Consider the following 12,924-nt stretch of genomic DNA (forward strand, 5'->3'; position numbering starts at 1 on the left):
GCCGTTCGCCGTGAAAACGATCACTTCCCGCGACAACCCAGCCGTCAAGCGCCTGCACGCGCTCGCGCGTTCGGCGCGCGAGCGACGCAGCGAAGGCCGCACGCTGCTCGACGGCGCGCATCTCGTGCGGGCAGCGCTCGACGCCGGCTGGGCGCTCCGCGAACTCGTCGCGAGCGACCAGGGGCTCGGCCGCGCCGAGATTGCGGACCTGCTCGATCGCTGCGCTGGCGTGCCGGCGATCCACCTCACTGATGCGCTGTTCGCGCACGTGAGCCCGGTCGACACGCCGTCGGGCCTGCTCGCCATCATCGACCTGCCGGCACCCCCGTCGACACAGGTATTCACCGAATCGCTGCTGGTGCTCGACGGCGTGCAGGACGCCGGCAACCTCGGCACGATCCTGCGCACTGCGGCGGCCGCGGGCGTGCGCGACGTGCTGCTGACGCCGGGCTGCGCGCAGGCGTGGTCGCCCCGCGTGTTGCGCGCCGGCATGGGCGGGCACTTCTGCCTGCGGCTCCACGAGCATGCCGACGTCGCGGAGCTGCTGCAGGGCTACCCGGGACAGATCCTCGCGACGGGGCTTGGCGCCGAAGCGTGCGGGCTGTACGAAATGGACTTGCGCGGAGCGGTCGCGTGGCTGTTCGGCGCGGAAGGCCGGGGGCTGTCCATGGCCGTTGCGGCGCTCGCGACCGACACGGTCGTCATTCCGATGCCGGGGGCGGTCGAGTCGCTGAACGTCGCAGCAGCGGCCGCAGTGTGCCTGTTCGAGCAGGTGCGCCAGCGCCGCGCGGGATAGCGCGACGCCGGAGCGCGGCAAAGTTATTAACCCGGCAGCCAAATACCGTTCGGGCTGAGCCCGTCGAAGCCCTGCCAATCCCCTTCGACAAGCTCAGGGCGAACGGTTGTATTTGATTGGCGCCTTAGCAGGAGGGCAGTCGCAGCGCCGCGGCGACCTGCGCCGGGTCGGCGCCCGCGACGTGCGGGACGACGCCGAGCAGCGGCGCATCGATACGGTTTCGCAGCGCTTCGATGTTCTCGTCCGCCCGCAGCATCGCCGGGTCGATGCGGTTCGCGATCCAGCCGGCGAGCGTCAGGCCGCGCGCCGCGATCGCCTCGACGGTCAGCAGCGCGTGGTTGATGCAGCCCAGCCGCATGCCGACGACGAGGATCACCGGCAGCCCGAGTTCGCGTGCCAGGTCCGCCGTGTCGTAACGGTCGCCGAGCGGCACGCGGAACCCGCCGACGCCTTCGACGATGACGACATCCGCCTGCGCGCGCAGGCTCTCGAACGCTGCGCGGATGCGCGCAGGATCGATTTCGACGCCTTCCTCGGCGGCGGCGATGTGCGGCGCGATCGGCATCTTCAGGCAGTACGGGTTCAGCCGGTCGAGGCCGGGGTCGAAGCTCGAAGCCGCGCGCAACTGCGCGGCGTCCTCGTTGAGCCATTCGCCGGCGACGCGCTCGGCGCCGGCCGCAACCGGCTTCATGCCGAGCGCGCGGTGGCCGTTGCCCCGTGCCGCGTGCAGCAGCGCGCAGGCGACGAAAGTCTTGCCGATCTCGGTATCGGTTCCGGCGAGGAACCAGGCGCGGGGTTCAGTCATTTGTCGTTCCTTCAGGGGCCGCCGCGCTGCCCGCGCCGCAACTCGCCGCTTGCGCGGGTTTTTTCAGCGCAAGCAGGATCAGGTCGTAGGTCGCGGGCAGCAGGCCGTCGTCGCGGCGATGCGTCTCGTAGCGGGTTTCGAGCACTTTCCAGGCGGCGCGGCCGAGCGGCTCGCGGCGCCGCTGCGCGCCGACGCTGTGCGCGCCGATCGACTTGATGTCGCGCAGCAGCTGGCGCAGGTCGGGGGCGACGGCGAAGATGGGAAAATTGTCGGCGGCAATCGGCTCGAAGCCGGCCCCGACGGCTTCTGCAAGCCAGCGTTCGCGCGGGTGAAAGCGGATCGCGTGTTCGGCATCGTCGACGGCGGTGAATGCGTCGCGCAGTTCCCACAGCGTGCGCGGGCCGAGCGTCGCGATCCACGCTTCGCCGCCGGGGCGCAGGACGCGCGCAAACTCGCCGAGCGCGAGCGCCGGCTCGCACCACTGCAGCGCGAGGCTCGACCAGACGGCGTCGATCGAGCCGCCGGCGAGCGGCAGCGCTTCGAGGTCGGCGCAAAGCGGCACCGGCTGCGGGTGGCCCGGCCCGGCGATAGCGAGCCGCGCGAGCATCGCCGGTGCGAAATCGAGCGCGATCAGCGTCGCTTGCGGACAGAGCCGGGCGAGGAGATCGAGGCCGTAGCCGGTGCCGCAACCGGCATCGACGATGCGCTGCAGCGGCGGTGCCGACGCCAGCCGGGGTGCGACGAACTCCGCGAGCCGGTCGCCGATCTCGCGCTGCACCGCGGCGGCGCTGTCATAAGTCGCCGCGGCGCGATCGAACGCGCGTCGCACCACGTGTTTCGGCACGGTGCGGCTAACCACGGACGAGGTCCTCGATGAGCGCGGCGCAGTCTTCCGGGCGCGACAGGAAAGGCGCGTGGCCACAATCGTCGAATCGTGCGAGGCGGGCGTCGGGCAGTCGCGTCGCGAGCCATTCGGCGGCGGTGAGCGGCATCAGCGCGTCGCCGGCACCGTGGATCAGCTGCACCGGCTGGCGGACGTCGTCGAGCGCGGCGCGCCGATCGGTGTCCGCGAGCAGTTCGAGGCCGCTGGCGAGCATGTTGCGATCGCACTGTTCGAGATTCACGAGCGCGGCGTTCAACGCGTTCGAGACCGTGCGCCGCCGTGCGTCGCCGAGTGCCTGCAGGGCGACGAAGCGGCGCAGCGTCGCGGCCGGATCGTGCGCGAAATCGTCGATGAAGCCGGTGACGGTCAAGGCGGCGAGCCCGTGCGGCCAAGGCGCGGCGATATTTTCCGGGCGGGTGACGAAACACGGGGAAGTGTCGATCAGCACCAGCCGCGCGACCTTGCGCGGATAACGCTGCGCGAGATCGAGCGCGATGAGGCCGCCGAGCGACCAGCCGCATACGACCGCGCCGTCGGGCAGTTCGGGCAGCAGCGCGTCGCCCCAGGCTTCGAGGGTCGGGCTGCACGCGAGCGTGCCGCCGTGACCGGGCAGCGCCGGCGTGCGGACGCACAGTCCGGCCGGCAGGTGCGGCATCAGCGGAGCCCATACCTGCGGCCCGAGTCCCCAGCCATGCAGCAGGACGAGAACCCGGCCCTTCATTGCCGCGCCTCGAGCCGGTTGAGCGCGTGCGCGAGACAGCGTACGTCGTCGGCGCAATGCGCAGCGGTCAGCGAGATGCGCAGGCGCGCGGTGCCCTGTGGCACCGTCGGCGGGCGGATCGCCGGCACCCACAGGCCTTCGTCCCACAGCGCGCGGGCGACGGCGAGCGCCTCGGCGTTGTCGCCGATCAGCACCGGCTGGATCGGCGTGCGCGACGGCAGCAGCTGCCAGCGGGCGAGGGCGAGTTCGCGCCGCAGCAGCGCGACCAGTGCGGCGAGGTGCTCCCGGCGCTCGTCGCCGTGCTCGATCAGGCCGAGGCTCGCGAGCAGCGCTTCGGCGAGCGCGGGCGGGGCGCCGGTCGTGAAGATGTAGGTGCGGGCTTTTTGCATCAGCCACTCGACGACGTCGGCATTGCCGGCGACGAACGCCCCCGACACCCCGGCGGCCTTGCCGAGCGTGCCGACGTAGATCAGCCGCCACGACGCGAGACCGGCTTCGGCAACCGCGCCGCGCCCGCCCGCGCCGAGCACGCCGAAGCCGTGCGCGTCATCAATCATCAGCCACGCGTCGAAGCGTTCGGCCAGTTCCAGCAAGGTCGCGAGCGGCGCGACGTCGCCGTCCATGCTGAAGACTGCGTCCGTGACGATCAGCTTGCGCTTGGCCGAACTCGTTGCCAGCGCACGCTCGAGCGCCGCCGGATCGCCGTGCGCATAACGGTGCAGCTCGGCGCGCGACAGCAGCGCGCCATCGACGAGCGACGCGTGGTTCAGGCGGTCGGCGAAGATCGCGTCGCCGCGTCCGACGAGCGCCGGAATCGTCCCCGTGTTCGCCATGTAGCCGGTCGAGAAATACAGGGCGCGTTCGCAGCCGACGAACGTCGCGAGCCGCGCTTCGAGCTCATCATGAACGGCGTAGTGGCCGCTCACGAGGTGCGACGCGCCCGACCCTGCGCCCCAGTACGCGGCGCCGACCTGCAGCGCGTGCGCGAGGGCAGGGTCGGCGGCAAGTCCGAGATAGTCGTTGCTGCAGAACGCAAGCATGTCGCGCCCGTCGACGCGGACATGCGGGGCGCACGGGGTCGCGACGCTGCGGCGCGTGCGGCGGAGCGCGCGGGTATCGAGTTCGGCGAGATCGGCCTTGAGGCGGTCAAGCAGCATCGCGGTCAGTTCGATGCCGGATCCAGCGCTTCGGCGAGCGCCGCAGCGGCGCCGTCGACGAGATGCGCAACGTGACCGGCATCGAGGATGTACGGCGGCATGAAATACACGGTGTTGCCGATCGGGCGCAGCAGCACGCCATGATCGAGCCCCGTGCGGAAGAAGTTGCGCGCGAAGTCGGGGCACTCGGTCGCCACGTCGAACGCGACGATCATGCCGCGCTGGCGCAGCTGCCGCACCGCCGGATGCGCGCCGAAACGCGCCCGGACGGCGTCGCCGAGTTGCCCGGCGAGCACGCGGTTCATGGCCAGCACGTCGTCCTGTTCGAAGATGTCCAGCGTCGCCAGCGCGGCGCGGCACGCGAGCGGGTTGCCGGTGTACGAGTGCGAATGGAGGAACGCGCGGGTCGCGGAGTCGTCGTAGAACGCCGCATAGACGGTGTCGGTCGCGAGCACCAGCGACAGCGGCAGGTAGCCGCCCGAAATGCCTTTCGACAGGCACAGAAAATCGGGCCAGATGCCGGCCTGCTCGCATGCGAAAAAGCTGCCGGTGCGCCCACACCCGACCGCGATCTCGTCGGCGATGAGATGCACCCGGTAGCGGTCGCACAACGCGCGGGCGAGGCGCAGGTATTCCGGGTCGTACATGACCATGCCGGAGGCGCCCTGCACGAGCGGCTCGACGATCAGCGCGGCGGTCTGCGCGTGGTGCTCGGCGAGATGCGCTTCGAGCGCGGCGGCGGCGCGGCGCGCAACGTCGGCGGCCGATTCACCGGGCAGGGCGAGGCGGGCATCGGGCGTCGGCACGGTCGTGCCGGCGCGGACGAGCGGCGCGTACGCGTCGCGGAAAATCGCGACGTCGGTGACCGCCAGCGCGCCGACGGTTTCGCCGTGATAGCTGCCGGCGAGGCTGACGAAGCGGGATTTTTCCACGAGGCCGACGTTGCGCCAGTAATGCGCGCTCATCTTCAGTGCGATCTCGGTCGCGGACGCGCCGTCGGACGCGTAGAACGCATGCCCGAGGCGATGGCCGGTCAGCGCCGCGAGCCGTTCGGAGAGCTCGACCACCGGCTCGTGCGTGAAGCCGGCGAGCATGACGTGTTCGAGCGTGTCGAGCTGCGCGCGCAGCGCGGCGTTGATGCGCGGGTTGCAGTGCCCGAACAGATTCACCCACCACGAACTGATGCCGTCGAGCAGCCGCCGCCCTTCGGCATCGATGAGCCACGGGCCTTCGCCGCGCACGATCGGCACCAGCGGCAGCGCTTCGTGCTGCTTCATCTGCGTGCAGGGGTGCCAGACGCTCCTGAGGGATCGTTCGAGCAGTGATGGGGCGTGCATCGGGGGATTCCGGCCGGGTGGGACCGGGGAATGTCGCGCAATCGGGCTGTTCATGTCAAACGCCCCGCCACGCCTCGCCCCCGCGCGACGCGAGGCATGGCGTTTTGTTACCATGCGTCGGCCCGGCAACGACAACAAGCGCAATCCATGATTTTCGTGATCTCTCCGGCCAAGGCGCTGGATTTCGAAACCCCGCCGGTCACCGCTGCGGCCAGCCAGCCGGATTATCTGCGCGAAGCCGAGGAACTGATCGGCATCCTGCGGCAGAAGACCCCGGCCGAGGTCGCGGAGCTGATGCACCTGTCGGACCCGCTCGCGGCGCTGAACGTCGCGCGCTTCGAGAGCTGGCATCGACCTTTCACCCGCGACAACGCGAAGCAGGCGCTGCTCGCGTTCAATGGCGACGTGTACGGCGGGCTCGACGCGCCGACCCTGTCGGAAGACGACTTCGCCTGGGCGCAGCAGCACCTGCGCATCCTGTCCGGGTTGTACGGGATGTTGCGCCCGCTCGACCTGATGCAGCCGTACCGGCTGGAAATGGGCACCCGGCTCGGGAATCCGCGCGGGGCGAACCTCTACGCTTACTGGGGCGACACGCTCGCCGAAGCGCTGAACCGGCTGCTCGCCGCCGAGCGCGACACCGGCGGCAGCGCGGTGCTCGTGAACCTCGCGTCGCAGGAGTACTTCAAGGCAGCCGCGCGGGCGAAGCTCGCCGCGCAGGTGATCACGCCGGTGTTCGAGGACTGGAAAGGCGGGCGCTACCGCATCATCACTTTCTACGCGAAGCGAGCACGCGGCCTGATGAGCCGCTACGCGATCCGCAACCGGGTCGAGGACGTCGAAGGGCTCAAGGGCTTCGACGCCGAAGGCTACGGCTTCGCGCCGGAAGTTTCGGACGCCGACACGCTCGTGTTCCGGCGCCGCACCGACTGACGCTCACCACACCGCGATTCGTGGGGGACAGCATGAAAATCAGTCACAACTTTGACGCCGGGGCGATCGAGGTCGTCAGCATCGCCAACCCGCAGGACATCCGCCTGCGCCTGCGCGCCGACAATGCCGCGGACCTGCACCAGTGGTTCTATTTCCGTCTGCACGGCGCCGCGGGCCTGCCCCTTCGCATGACGTTCGAGAACGCGGCCGGCGCGGCATTCGCCGAAGGCTGGCCGGGCTATCGCTGCGTCGCGTCGTACGACCGGCGCAACTGGTTCCGCGTCGCAGGCACGTCGTACGAAAACGGCCAGCTGATGGTCGAGCACACGCCCGAGCGCAACAGCATTTACTACGCGTATTTCGAGCCGTACTCGCTCGAACGCCACCTCGATCTGCTCGGCTGGGCCGAGATGTCCGCGTTCGCGCAGGTCGACACGCTCGGCACGACCGTCGAAGGGCGCGACATCGACCGCGTCGTCGTCGGGCGCCCGAGCCCCGGACACCGGCCGGTGTGGATCATCGCCAGGCAGCATCCCGGGGAGACGATGGCCGAATGGTTCGTCGAAGGCCTGCTCGAACGCCTGCTCGACGCCGCCGACCCGGTCGCGCGCAGGATCCGCGAACAGGCCGTACTGCACGTCGTCCCCAACATGAATCCGGATGGTGCCGTCCACGGCAACCTGCGTACCAACGCCGCCGGGCGCAACCTGAACCGCGAATGGCGCGCTCCCGACCCGGTCGCGAGTCCCGAAGTGTTCTGCGTGCGCGAAGCGATGGAAGCGAGCGGTTGCGACCTGTTCCTCGACATCCACGGCGACGAGTCGCTGCCCTATGTGTTCTTCTCGACCGCCGAGGAAGTGCCCGGCTTCACCGCCGAGATGGCGCAGCAGCAGGCGCGCCTCATTGCCGCGCTGGCCGCGGCGAGCCCGGATTTCCAGACGCGGCACGGCTACAAGTCCGGCCGGTTCGGCGACGAACTGCTGACGCTCGCAAGCAAGTGGGTCGCGCACCGCTTCGGCTGCGTGTCGCTGACGCTCGAGATGCCGTTCAAGGACAACGCCAACGTCCCCGACGGCCTCACCGGCTGGAGCGGCGCGCGCAGCAAGCGACTGGGCGGCGCGATGCTGAACGCGATCCTTGCGCATCTGGAGGGCTGACCGAGGTGATCGAATCGATTGCGACCCAGGTTTTGTCGTTCTCTTGAATGGTTCAAGACATTTTTGAACTGACATCAAGCAGAGGCTTCGTCAGGCGGCAGAATGGGCCGAAAGACGCGAGGTCATGCCGGCCTCCGCATGAAGCTACGCGTGAATATGAATCTGTCGCCGCTCCGGACCCGGGTTGCCGGAGGAAGCAGGAATCATTCCCTTACACATAACGCAAACGTCCTTGCGTAAGCTCCAGATATTTCCAATTTGACGATACCGGATGTCGTCGCTTCGAGGGTCCGTGCCGCGACCGGGACTGTTCGGCCGACAGGCTGTTGCGTCGGAAGCACGACTGCGCGCTGCCCGGCGGCGACAACCTGCGGCCCCGCGTTGGGCCTCGGAGCCGCCCCGTGAAATCCGCTTCCCGATCCCTTCTCGCACCGGACAGAAGGCGCGGGCGGCGCGACAGCAGTGCGGGTCGGCACGTGACGTTGAACGGGGGGCGAGACCGCCGCGGGCGAGCCGTGTCATACTTTGAACGGCGCACCTCACGTCTGACTGAATAAGTGGCGGCTGCTGAGCAGTCGCGTACCCGCCCCGAACTGGAAGCTGGGTTGCTGCCGGAACGCGACGAGCCGGAGACGGCCTCCATCTTCAGAACGCTCCGGCCGCCCGAGACCCCGACGCTCAACACAGCAATCCGGATGGCTGGCAGTGATGCTCGGCGGTTTTCTCGCGTGCAAGGGCGATCGCGAGCGCACCGTGAAGACGATCCGGACTGACCTTCAGTACGTCATGGACCTCACGGCAGGATTCAAATAAGCGGGACGATCACCACCCGAGTTGCGTGACGAAACGGTTTTAGGGGCGGAACTTTGTGAGAAGAGGGCGCCAACAATAGGACAAAGAGGGTGACGTGCCTCCAGCGGACTAAATAAACAGATTTTTCGCCACCACGGCTGGTGCTCGCCGTGACATAAGTATTCGGAGAAATCGACTATGACTTTCTTTCCTGTCTTTCTGTCGGTTGTGTTTGTCGTGCGCAACCAAGGCTCCCAATTAGAAGGGATCCTTAGAAATGCATCTTCACAGATATCTTCCTACGTCAGTGATTATGAGCTGATCATTGTCGATAACGCCTCTAATGATGATAGCGTCAAGGTTCTGAAGACGCTCACCGCCCCAAACGGCCTACCTAATCTTCAAATATATGCGCTTACAAAAGAGGTTGGCGGCGACACGGCGGCATGGGCCGGCCTTGAAAATGCCTTAGGCGATTTTGTTGTTGTCATCGATCCCCTTGTCGACGACATTGCCTTCCTGTCACAAATGCTCGATAAGGCGGTAAACGGGGCAGATGTTGTTTTCGCCAACAATGAGCAGAAACCCCAACAAAGCTATGCCTATCGAGTGGCGGGCGGAGTTTTTAATTACATTTATAAGATATTTAACGGAATTCACCTTGCGAAGGATGCGCCGAGTTACAGGCTACTTAGCAAGCGCGTAATTAACTTCATCCTTCACCATCCGCAACCCTCGATAACCTATCGGCACTTACCCGCAACGGGCGGATTTGCTCGTGTGAACATGGAATACAGCGCTACGCCAACTGCAGAAAATGTCAAAAAACTGGGAGAAAGCATCGATCGGGGGATGCGCCTTCTTGTTTCCACAACTCAAGCACCGATGCGAGTGGTTACCAGTCTGTCGTTGTTCGGGGCTGCAGCGAACTTGCTTTATTCGATCTACGTGGTAGCCGTTGGAATATTCAAGTCCGATGTCGCACCGGGCTGGGTAAGCATGTCACTCCAGCAGTCAGGAATGTTTTTCCTCATCTCGCTCGTGCTCTTGGTGCTCGGTGAGTACATCTTGCACATGGCCAGCTTGACAAATGAGGGTCCGCTTTACCACGTCGGTCAAGAGTTTACGAGCGCGCGCATGATCCGAAAAGAAAAACTGAACATTGAGGTTGTCACCTCTCAATCCGAGAGGGTCTCCAATATCTCTGAGCGAATCAATGCATGACCGGGAGTAATGATGTCGTAGATGCACTAATCATCGGCGGCGGCTTCTACGGGGCGACCATAGCCATCTATTTGGCCAAGCAGCGCGGATTACGCCGAATCACCCTTGTTGAAAGAGAGCCCAAACTTCTCCGTCGCGCTTCATATCACAACCAGGCGCGTGTGCATAACGGCTATCACTACCCTCGAAGCTTCACCACCGCCTTTCGTAGTCGAGTCAACTTGCCGAAGTTCCTGCGTGACTGGCCGCAGGCAGTCACGCAGGATTTCATGAAACTCTATGCGATTGCAAAACGAAATTCAAAAGTGACTGCGAGGCAGTTTGAACGTTTTTGTCACGACATCGGGGCAAGGGTCAATCCAGCAGAAACAGGCTTAAAGAGACTGTTTGACCCCGGGCTGATCGAAGATGTATTTTTAGTCGAGGAATATGTATTTGATGCGACGCGGCTCGCCCAATGGGCGGAAGAAGAGCTGCGTGACAACGGCGTTGTACTGCGGGTTTCAACTAGGGCAACGGCAATCTCACGATCACTCAGAAATGAATTGCTTGTGACAGTTATGGATCAGAACGGGCATACGGAATCATTAAACTGCCGCTATGTTTTCAATTGCACCTATAGCGGACTTAATCAGTTTTTGGGTGAATTTCCCGGCACTCAGACCGGACTTAAGCAGGAAGTGACCGAGATGGCCTTAATGCGAATGCCGGAAGCACTTCAAGACGTTGGGGTTACGGTCATGGATGGTCCATTCTTTTCGATTATGCCGTTTCCCGCGCGCGACTTGCATACTCTTTCACACGTCCGTTATACGCCACACTTTAGCTGGAAGGACGAACCGGGGACCGACCCATACAGAAAGCTGAGCGAATACGACCGGGCAAGCCGGGCAGATCGTATGGTTAGAGACGTAGCGCGATACCTTCCCTCTGTTCTTGAGGCCAACTATATTGAATCACTCTTCGAGGTTAAAACTGTGCTAGTCAAGAACGAGGGAGACGATGGACGTCCTATCCTGTTCGAGAAGCATGCCGAGTTGCCTGGGTGCTATTCCATACTGGGCGGGAAAATCGACAACATATACGATGTTCTTGAAAAACTCGAAACTGAAGAGTTCAGGAGTACGTTGGAGTAATGATGGAAAACGCACTGATTGGATTTTCAGGTTTCGTGGGTAGCACCCTTCTCAAGCAAACCCGTTTTAATGCACTTTTCCGCTCGACCAACATCCATGAAATTGATAACCGCGAGTTCGATCTCGTTGTTTGCGCGGGGGCCCCGGCGCAGAAGTGGATCGCCAATCGTAATCCTGGTGATGATCGGCAAAAGATAGATCGACTTGTCGAGCACCTGAAAACCATCCGGTGCAGGACGTTCATATTGATAAGCACGGTCGATGTTTTCAAGACACCAATCGGGGTAGACGAAGCGACGCCAGTCGATGAGGCTGGCCTTCATCCCTACGGATTTCATCGGAGACTTCTCGAAAAGTTTGTCCAGGATAAAATTTCCGACCACCTGATTGTTCGTTTGCCAGGACTGGTCGGCCCGGGTTTACGCAAGAACGTGATCTTCGATTTTCATAACTCAAATAACGTTCACGCAATCGAGAGTCGAGGGATATTCCAATTTTACCCGATGGTGAATTTTTGGTACGACATCCAGACGGCTGTGCAGGAAAAACTTCGACTAGTACATCTTACTGCCGAACCCATCAGTGTTGCAGATGTCTCTCTTCGCGGTTTCGGAAGGCCTTTCACGCAAGTAATTGCGAATGAGCATCCTCATTACGATATGCAGACACGTTACGCCGAATATTTCGGGTCTCAAGGTCGGCATCAATATAGTGCGCGTGAAACAATCCAGGCGATTCGGGCATATGCTCAGTCGGAACCGGTTACTTTGAAGCCCGAGTCGGGAGCGGTGCCGTGAGGCTTGCCATATCGAACATCGCTTGGGACGTTTCAGAGAACGAAGATGTCGTAAAGCTGCTGAACAGATTTCATATCGATGCGATCGATATTGCTCCGGGCAAGTACTTTCCAGATCCCGGAAAGGCTACTGAGGCGGAAATAGTAACAGTGAAGCGCTGGTGGGCCGAGCGCGGGATCGAAATTACCGGGATGCAGGCACTGCTGTTCGGGCGGGCCGGGCTGAACGTATTCGGCGCCCCTGAGGTTAAAGACGCCCTGCTCGAACATCTGGCGGCAGTTTGCCGTATTGCCGCGGGCCTTGGGGCTAGTCGATTAGTATTTGGGTCACCGAAAAACCGTGATCGTTCAGGCTTAAGCGATGAGCAGGCGCTAGACGAAGCAGTAGGCTTCTTCCAACGTTTGGGTGATGTTGCTCTGGCACAAGGGGTTGTTATGTGCTTGGAGCCTAACCCTCCGTGCTATGGAGCCAACTTCATGACGTCGAGTACGGAAACAGCTCACGTTGTTAATTCCGTTGGCCACGGAGCTATTCGTATGCAATTAGATACCGGAGCATTAACGATAAACCGAGAATCGGCTGAGGCTGTGCTGGCTGACAGCGCGCATCTCATAGGTCATGTCCATGCGAGTGAGCCAGACCTCGTTCCCCTCGGTGATTGTGGAACGGACCATCGACTGCTACATGAGGCACTGTTGAGGTACGTTCCACATCATGTGGTCTCTATCGAAATGGTGGCAACAAAAAACGAACCGCACCTTGCTTCCATCGAGCGAGCTCTTTCCCGCGCGGTTAAGTATTACCGCTCGATACCTGGGGCCGCGGAATGAAGTGGCTCATCTTGATACTTGGTATCGCTGCCAACGCCTCCGCCAGCGTTCTGGTCAAGATCTCGATGATCCCGCCTAGGAAGTTTCCGTCCCTTGCTGATCCACTGACAGCGCTTGTCAATTGGCCTTTTTGGCTTGGGCTGGGATTGTATGGGATGGCGTTTCTACTCTATGCCGCCGCACTCGCGCGATTGCCCTTGAACGTCGCACACCCGATTTTGACCTCCGGGGCGGTCGCCACTGTCGCACTATTTTCAATTTTCATTTTTCGTGAACCATTCCACTGGACAACAATCGCCGGCATATCGCTTGTAATTGCCGGGGTAGTCCTCATCACAGCGCGCGTTGCGTGAATC

Annotated in this window: 13 protein-coding genes; 8 read left to right on the plus strand and 5 right to left on the minus strand. The window is 63.3% G+C overall.

Features of this window, described 5'->3' with window-relative positions; translation table 11 throughout:
• Nucleotides 1-10: 10 nt before the first annotated feature.
• The gene (locus GO608_RS16920) at nt 11-796 is read left to right on the plus strand and encodes a TrmH family RNA methyltransferase (RefSeq protein WP_169200126.1); all 786 of its coding nucleotides are present in this window, start codon (nt 11-13) and stop codon (nt 794-796) included.
• Nucleotides 797-920: 124 nt separating this feature from the next.
• Here GO608_RS16920 and bioD read toward each other — a convergent pair whose 3' ends face one another.
• Genes bioD through GO608_RS16945 form a run of 5 tightly spaced genes read right to left on the minus strand, consistent with a single transcriptional unit; the run spans nt 921 to nt 5,699 of the window.
• Nucleotides 921-1,601, minus strand: a complete 681-nt coding sequence (bioD, locus tag GO608_RS16925) for a dethiobiotin synthase (RefSeq protein ID WP_169200127.1) — start codon at nt 1,599-1,601, stop codon at nt 921-923.
• On the minus strand, nt 1,594-2,460 hold the full coding sequence (locus tag GO608_RS16930; protein ID WP_169200128.1) for a methyltransferase domain-containing protein: 867 nt from the start codon (nt 2,458-2,460) through the stop codon (nt 1,594-1,596). Before GO608_RS16930 ends, bioD begins: the two co-directional genes overlap by 8 nt.
• Entirely contained in the window at nt 2,453-3,205 is a 753-nt protein-coding gene (locus tag GO608_RS16935; protein ID WP_169200129.1) for an alpha/beta fold hydrolase, read from the minus strand. Before GO608_RS16935 ends, GO608_RS16930 begins: the two co-directional genes overlap by 8 nt.
• On the minus strand, nt 3,202-4,362 hold the full coding sequence (gene bioF, locus GO608_RS16940) for an 8-amino-7-oxononanoate synthase (protein WP_169200130.1): 1,161 nt from the start codon (nt 4,360-4,362) through the stop codon (nt 3,202-3,204). Before bioF ends, GO608_RS16935 begins: the two co-directional genes overlap by 4 nt.
• 5 nt (nt 4,363-4,367) lie before the next feature.
• The gene (locus GO608_RS16945) at nt 4,368-5,699 is read right to left on the minus strand and encodes an adenosylmethionine--8-amino-7-oxononanoate transaminase (RefSeq protein WP_169200131.1); all 1,332 of its coding nucleotides are present in this window, start codon (nt 5,697-5,699) and stop codon (nt 4,368-4,370) included.
• Nucleotides 5,700-5,846: 147 nt separating this feature from the next.
• Here GO608_RS16945 and yaaA point away from each other — a divergent pair, with 147 nt between their 5' ends.
• The 7 genes from yaaA (at nt 5,847) to GO608_RS16980 (ending at nt 12,921) form a co-directional block, all read left to right on the plus strand.
• The gene (gene yaaA / locus GO608_RS16950) at nt 5,847-6,632 is read left to right on the plus strand and encodes a peroxide stress protein YaaA (protein WP_169200132.1); all 786 of its coding nucleotides are present in this window, start codon (nt 5,847-5,849) and stop codon (nt 6,630-6,632) included.
• A gap of 32 nt (nt 6,633-6,664) precedes the next feature.
• Complete coding sequence (locus GO608_RS16955; RefSeq protein WP_169200133.1) at nt 6,665-7,789, plus strand: M14 family metallopeptidase; 1,125 nt, start codon at nt 6,665-6,667, stop codon at nt 7,787-7,789.
• Nucleotides 7,790-8,779: 990 nt separating this feature from the next.
• Nucleotides 8,780-9,805, plus strand: coding sequence for a glycosyltransferase (locus GO608_RS16960; protein WP_169200134.1), 1,026 nt, complete (start codon nt 8,780-8,782; stop codon nt 9,803-9,805).
• Nucleotides 9,802-10,941 carry an FAD-dependent oxidoreductase gene (locus GO608_RS16965; RefSeq protein ID WP_169200135.1) on the plus strand — a complete coding sequence of 380 codons (1,140 nt, stop codon included), beginning with the start codon at nt 9,802-9,804 and terminating at the stop codon, nt 10,939-10,941. Before GO608_RS16960 ends, GO608_RS16965 begins: the two co-directional genes overlap by 4 nt.
• On the plus strand, nt 10,941-11,738 hold the full coding sequence (locus tag GO608_RS16970) for an NAD-dependent epimerase/dehydratase family protein (RefSeq protein WP_247003253.1): 798 nt from the start codon (nt 10,941-10,943) through the stop codon (nt 11,736-11,738). Before GO608_RS16965 ends, GO608_RS16970 begins: the two co-directional genes overlap by 1 nt.
• Nucleotides 11,735-12,568: a sugar phosphate isomerase/epimerase family protein gene (locus GO608_RS16975; RefSeq protein WP_169200137.1), complete on the plus strand. Its 834-nt coding sequence runs from the start codon at nt 11,735-11,737 to the stop codon at nt 12,566-12,568. The genes GO608_RS16970 and GO608_RS16975 overlap by 4 nt, the downstream gene beginning before the upstream one ends.
• Nucleotides 12,565-12,921 (plus strand): EamA family transporter, encoded by a 357-nt coding sequence (locus GO608_RS16980; protein ID WP_169200138.1) that lies wholly within the window; start codon nt 12,565-12,567, stop codon nt 12,919-12,921. The genes GO608_RS16975 and GO608_RS16980 overlap by 4 nt, the downstream gene beginning before the upstream one ends.
• Nucleotides 12,922-12,924 lie beyond the last annotated feature (3 nt).

It is taken from the genome of Aromatoleum buckelii (assembly GCF_012910785.2).
In the GTDB taxonomy this organism is placed as follows: Bacteria; Pseudomonadota; Gammaproteobacteria; order Burkholderiales; family Rhodocyclaceae; genus Aromatoleum; species Aromatoleum buckelii.

Coding starts and splice junctions, on each gene's coding strand:
- bioD (WP_169200127.1), bottom strand. CDS start 1,601: ATGACTGAACCCCGCGCCTGGTTCCTCGCCGGAACCGATACCGAGATC.
- GO608_RS16935 (WP_169200129.1), bottom strand. CDS start 3,205: ATGAAGGGCCGGGTTCTCGTCCTGCTGCATGGCTGGGGACTCGGGCCG.
- bioF (WP_169200130.1), bottom strand. CDS start 4,362: ATGCTGCTTGACCGCCTCAAGGCCGATCTCGCCGAACTCGATACCCGC.
- GO608_RS16945 (WP_169200131.1), bottom strand. CDS start 5,699: ATGCACGCCCCATCACTGCTCGAACGATCCCTCAGGAGCGTCTGGCAC.
- yaaA (WP_169200132.1), top strand. CDS start 5,847: ATGATTTTCGTGATCTCTCCGGCCAAGGCGCTGGATTTCGAAACCCCG.
- GO608_RS16955 (WP_169200133.1), top strand. CDS start 6,665: ATGAAAATCAGTCACAACTTTGACGCCGGGGCGATCGAGGTCGTCAGC.
- GO608_RS16960 (WP_169200134.1), top strand. CDS start 8,780: ATGACTTTCTTTCCTGTCTTTCTGTCGGTTGTGTTTGTCGTGCGCAAC.
- GO608_RS16965 (WP_169200135.1), top strand. CDS start 9,802: ATGACCGGGAGTAATGATGTCGTAGATGCACTAATCATCGGCGGCGGC.
- GO608_RS16970 (WP_247003253.1), top strand. CDS start 10,941: ATGATGGAAAACGCACTGATTGGATTTTCAGGTTTCGTGGGTAGCACC.
- GO608_RS16980 (WP_169200138.1), top strand. CDS start 12,565: ATGAAGTGGCTCATCTTGATACTTGGTATCGCTGCCAACGCCTCCGCC.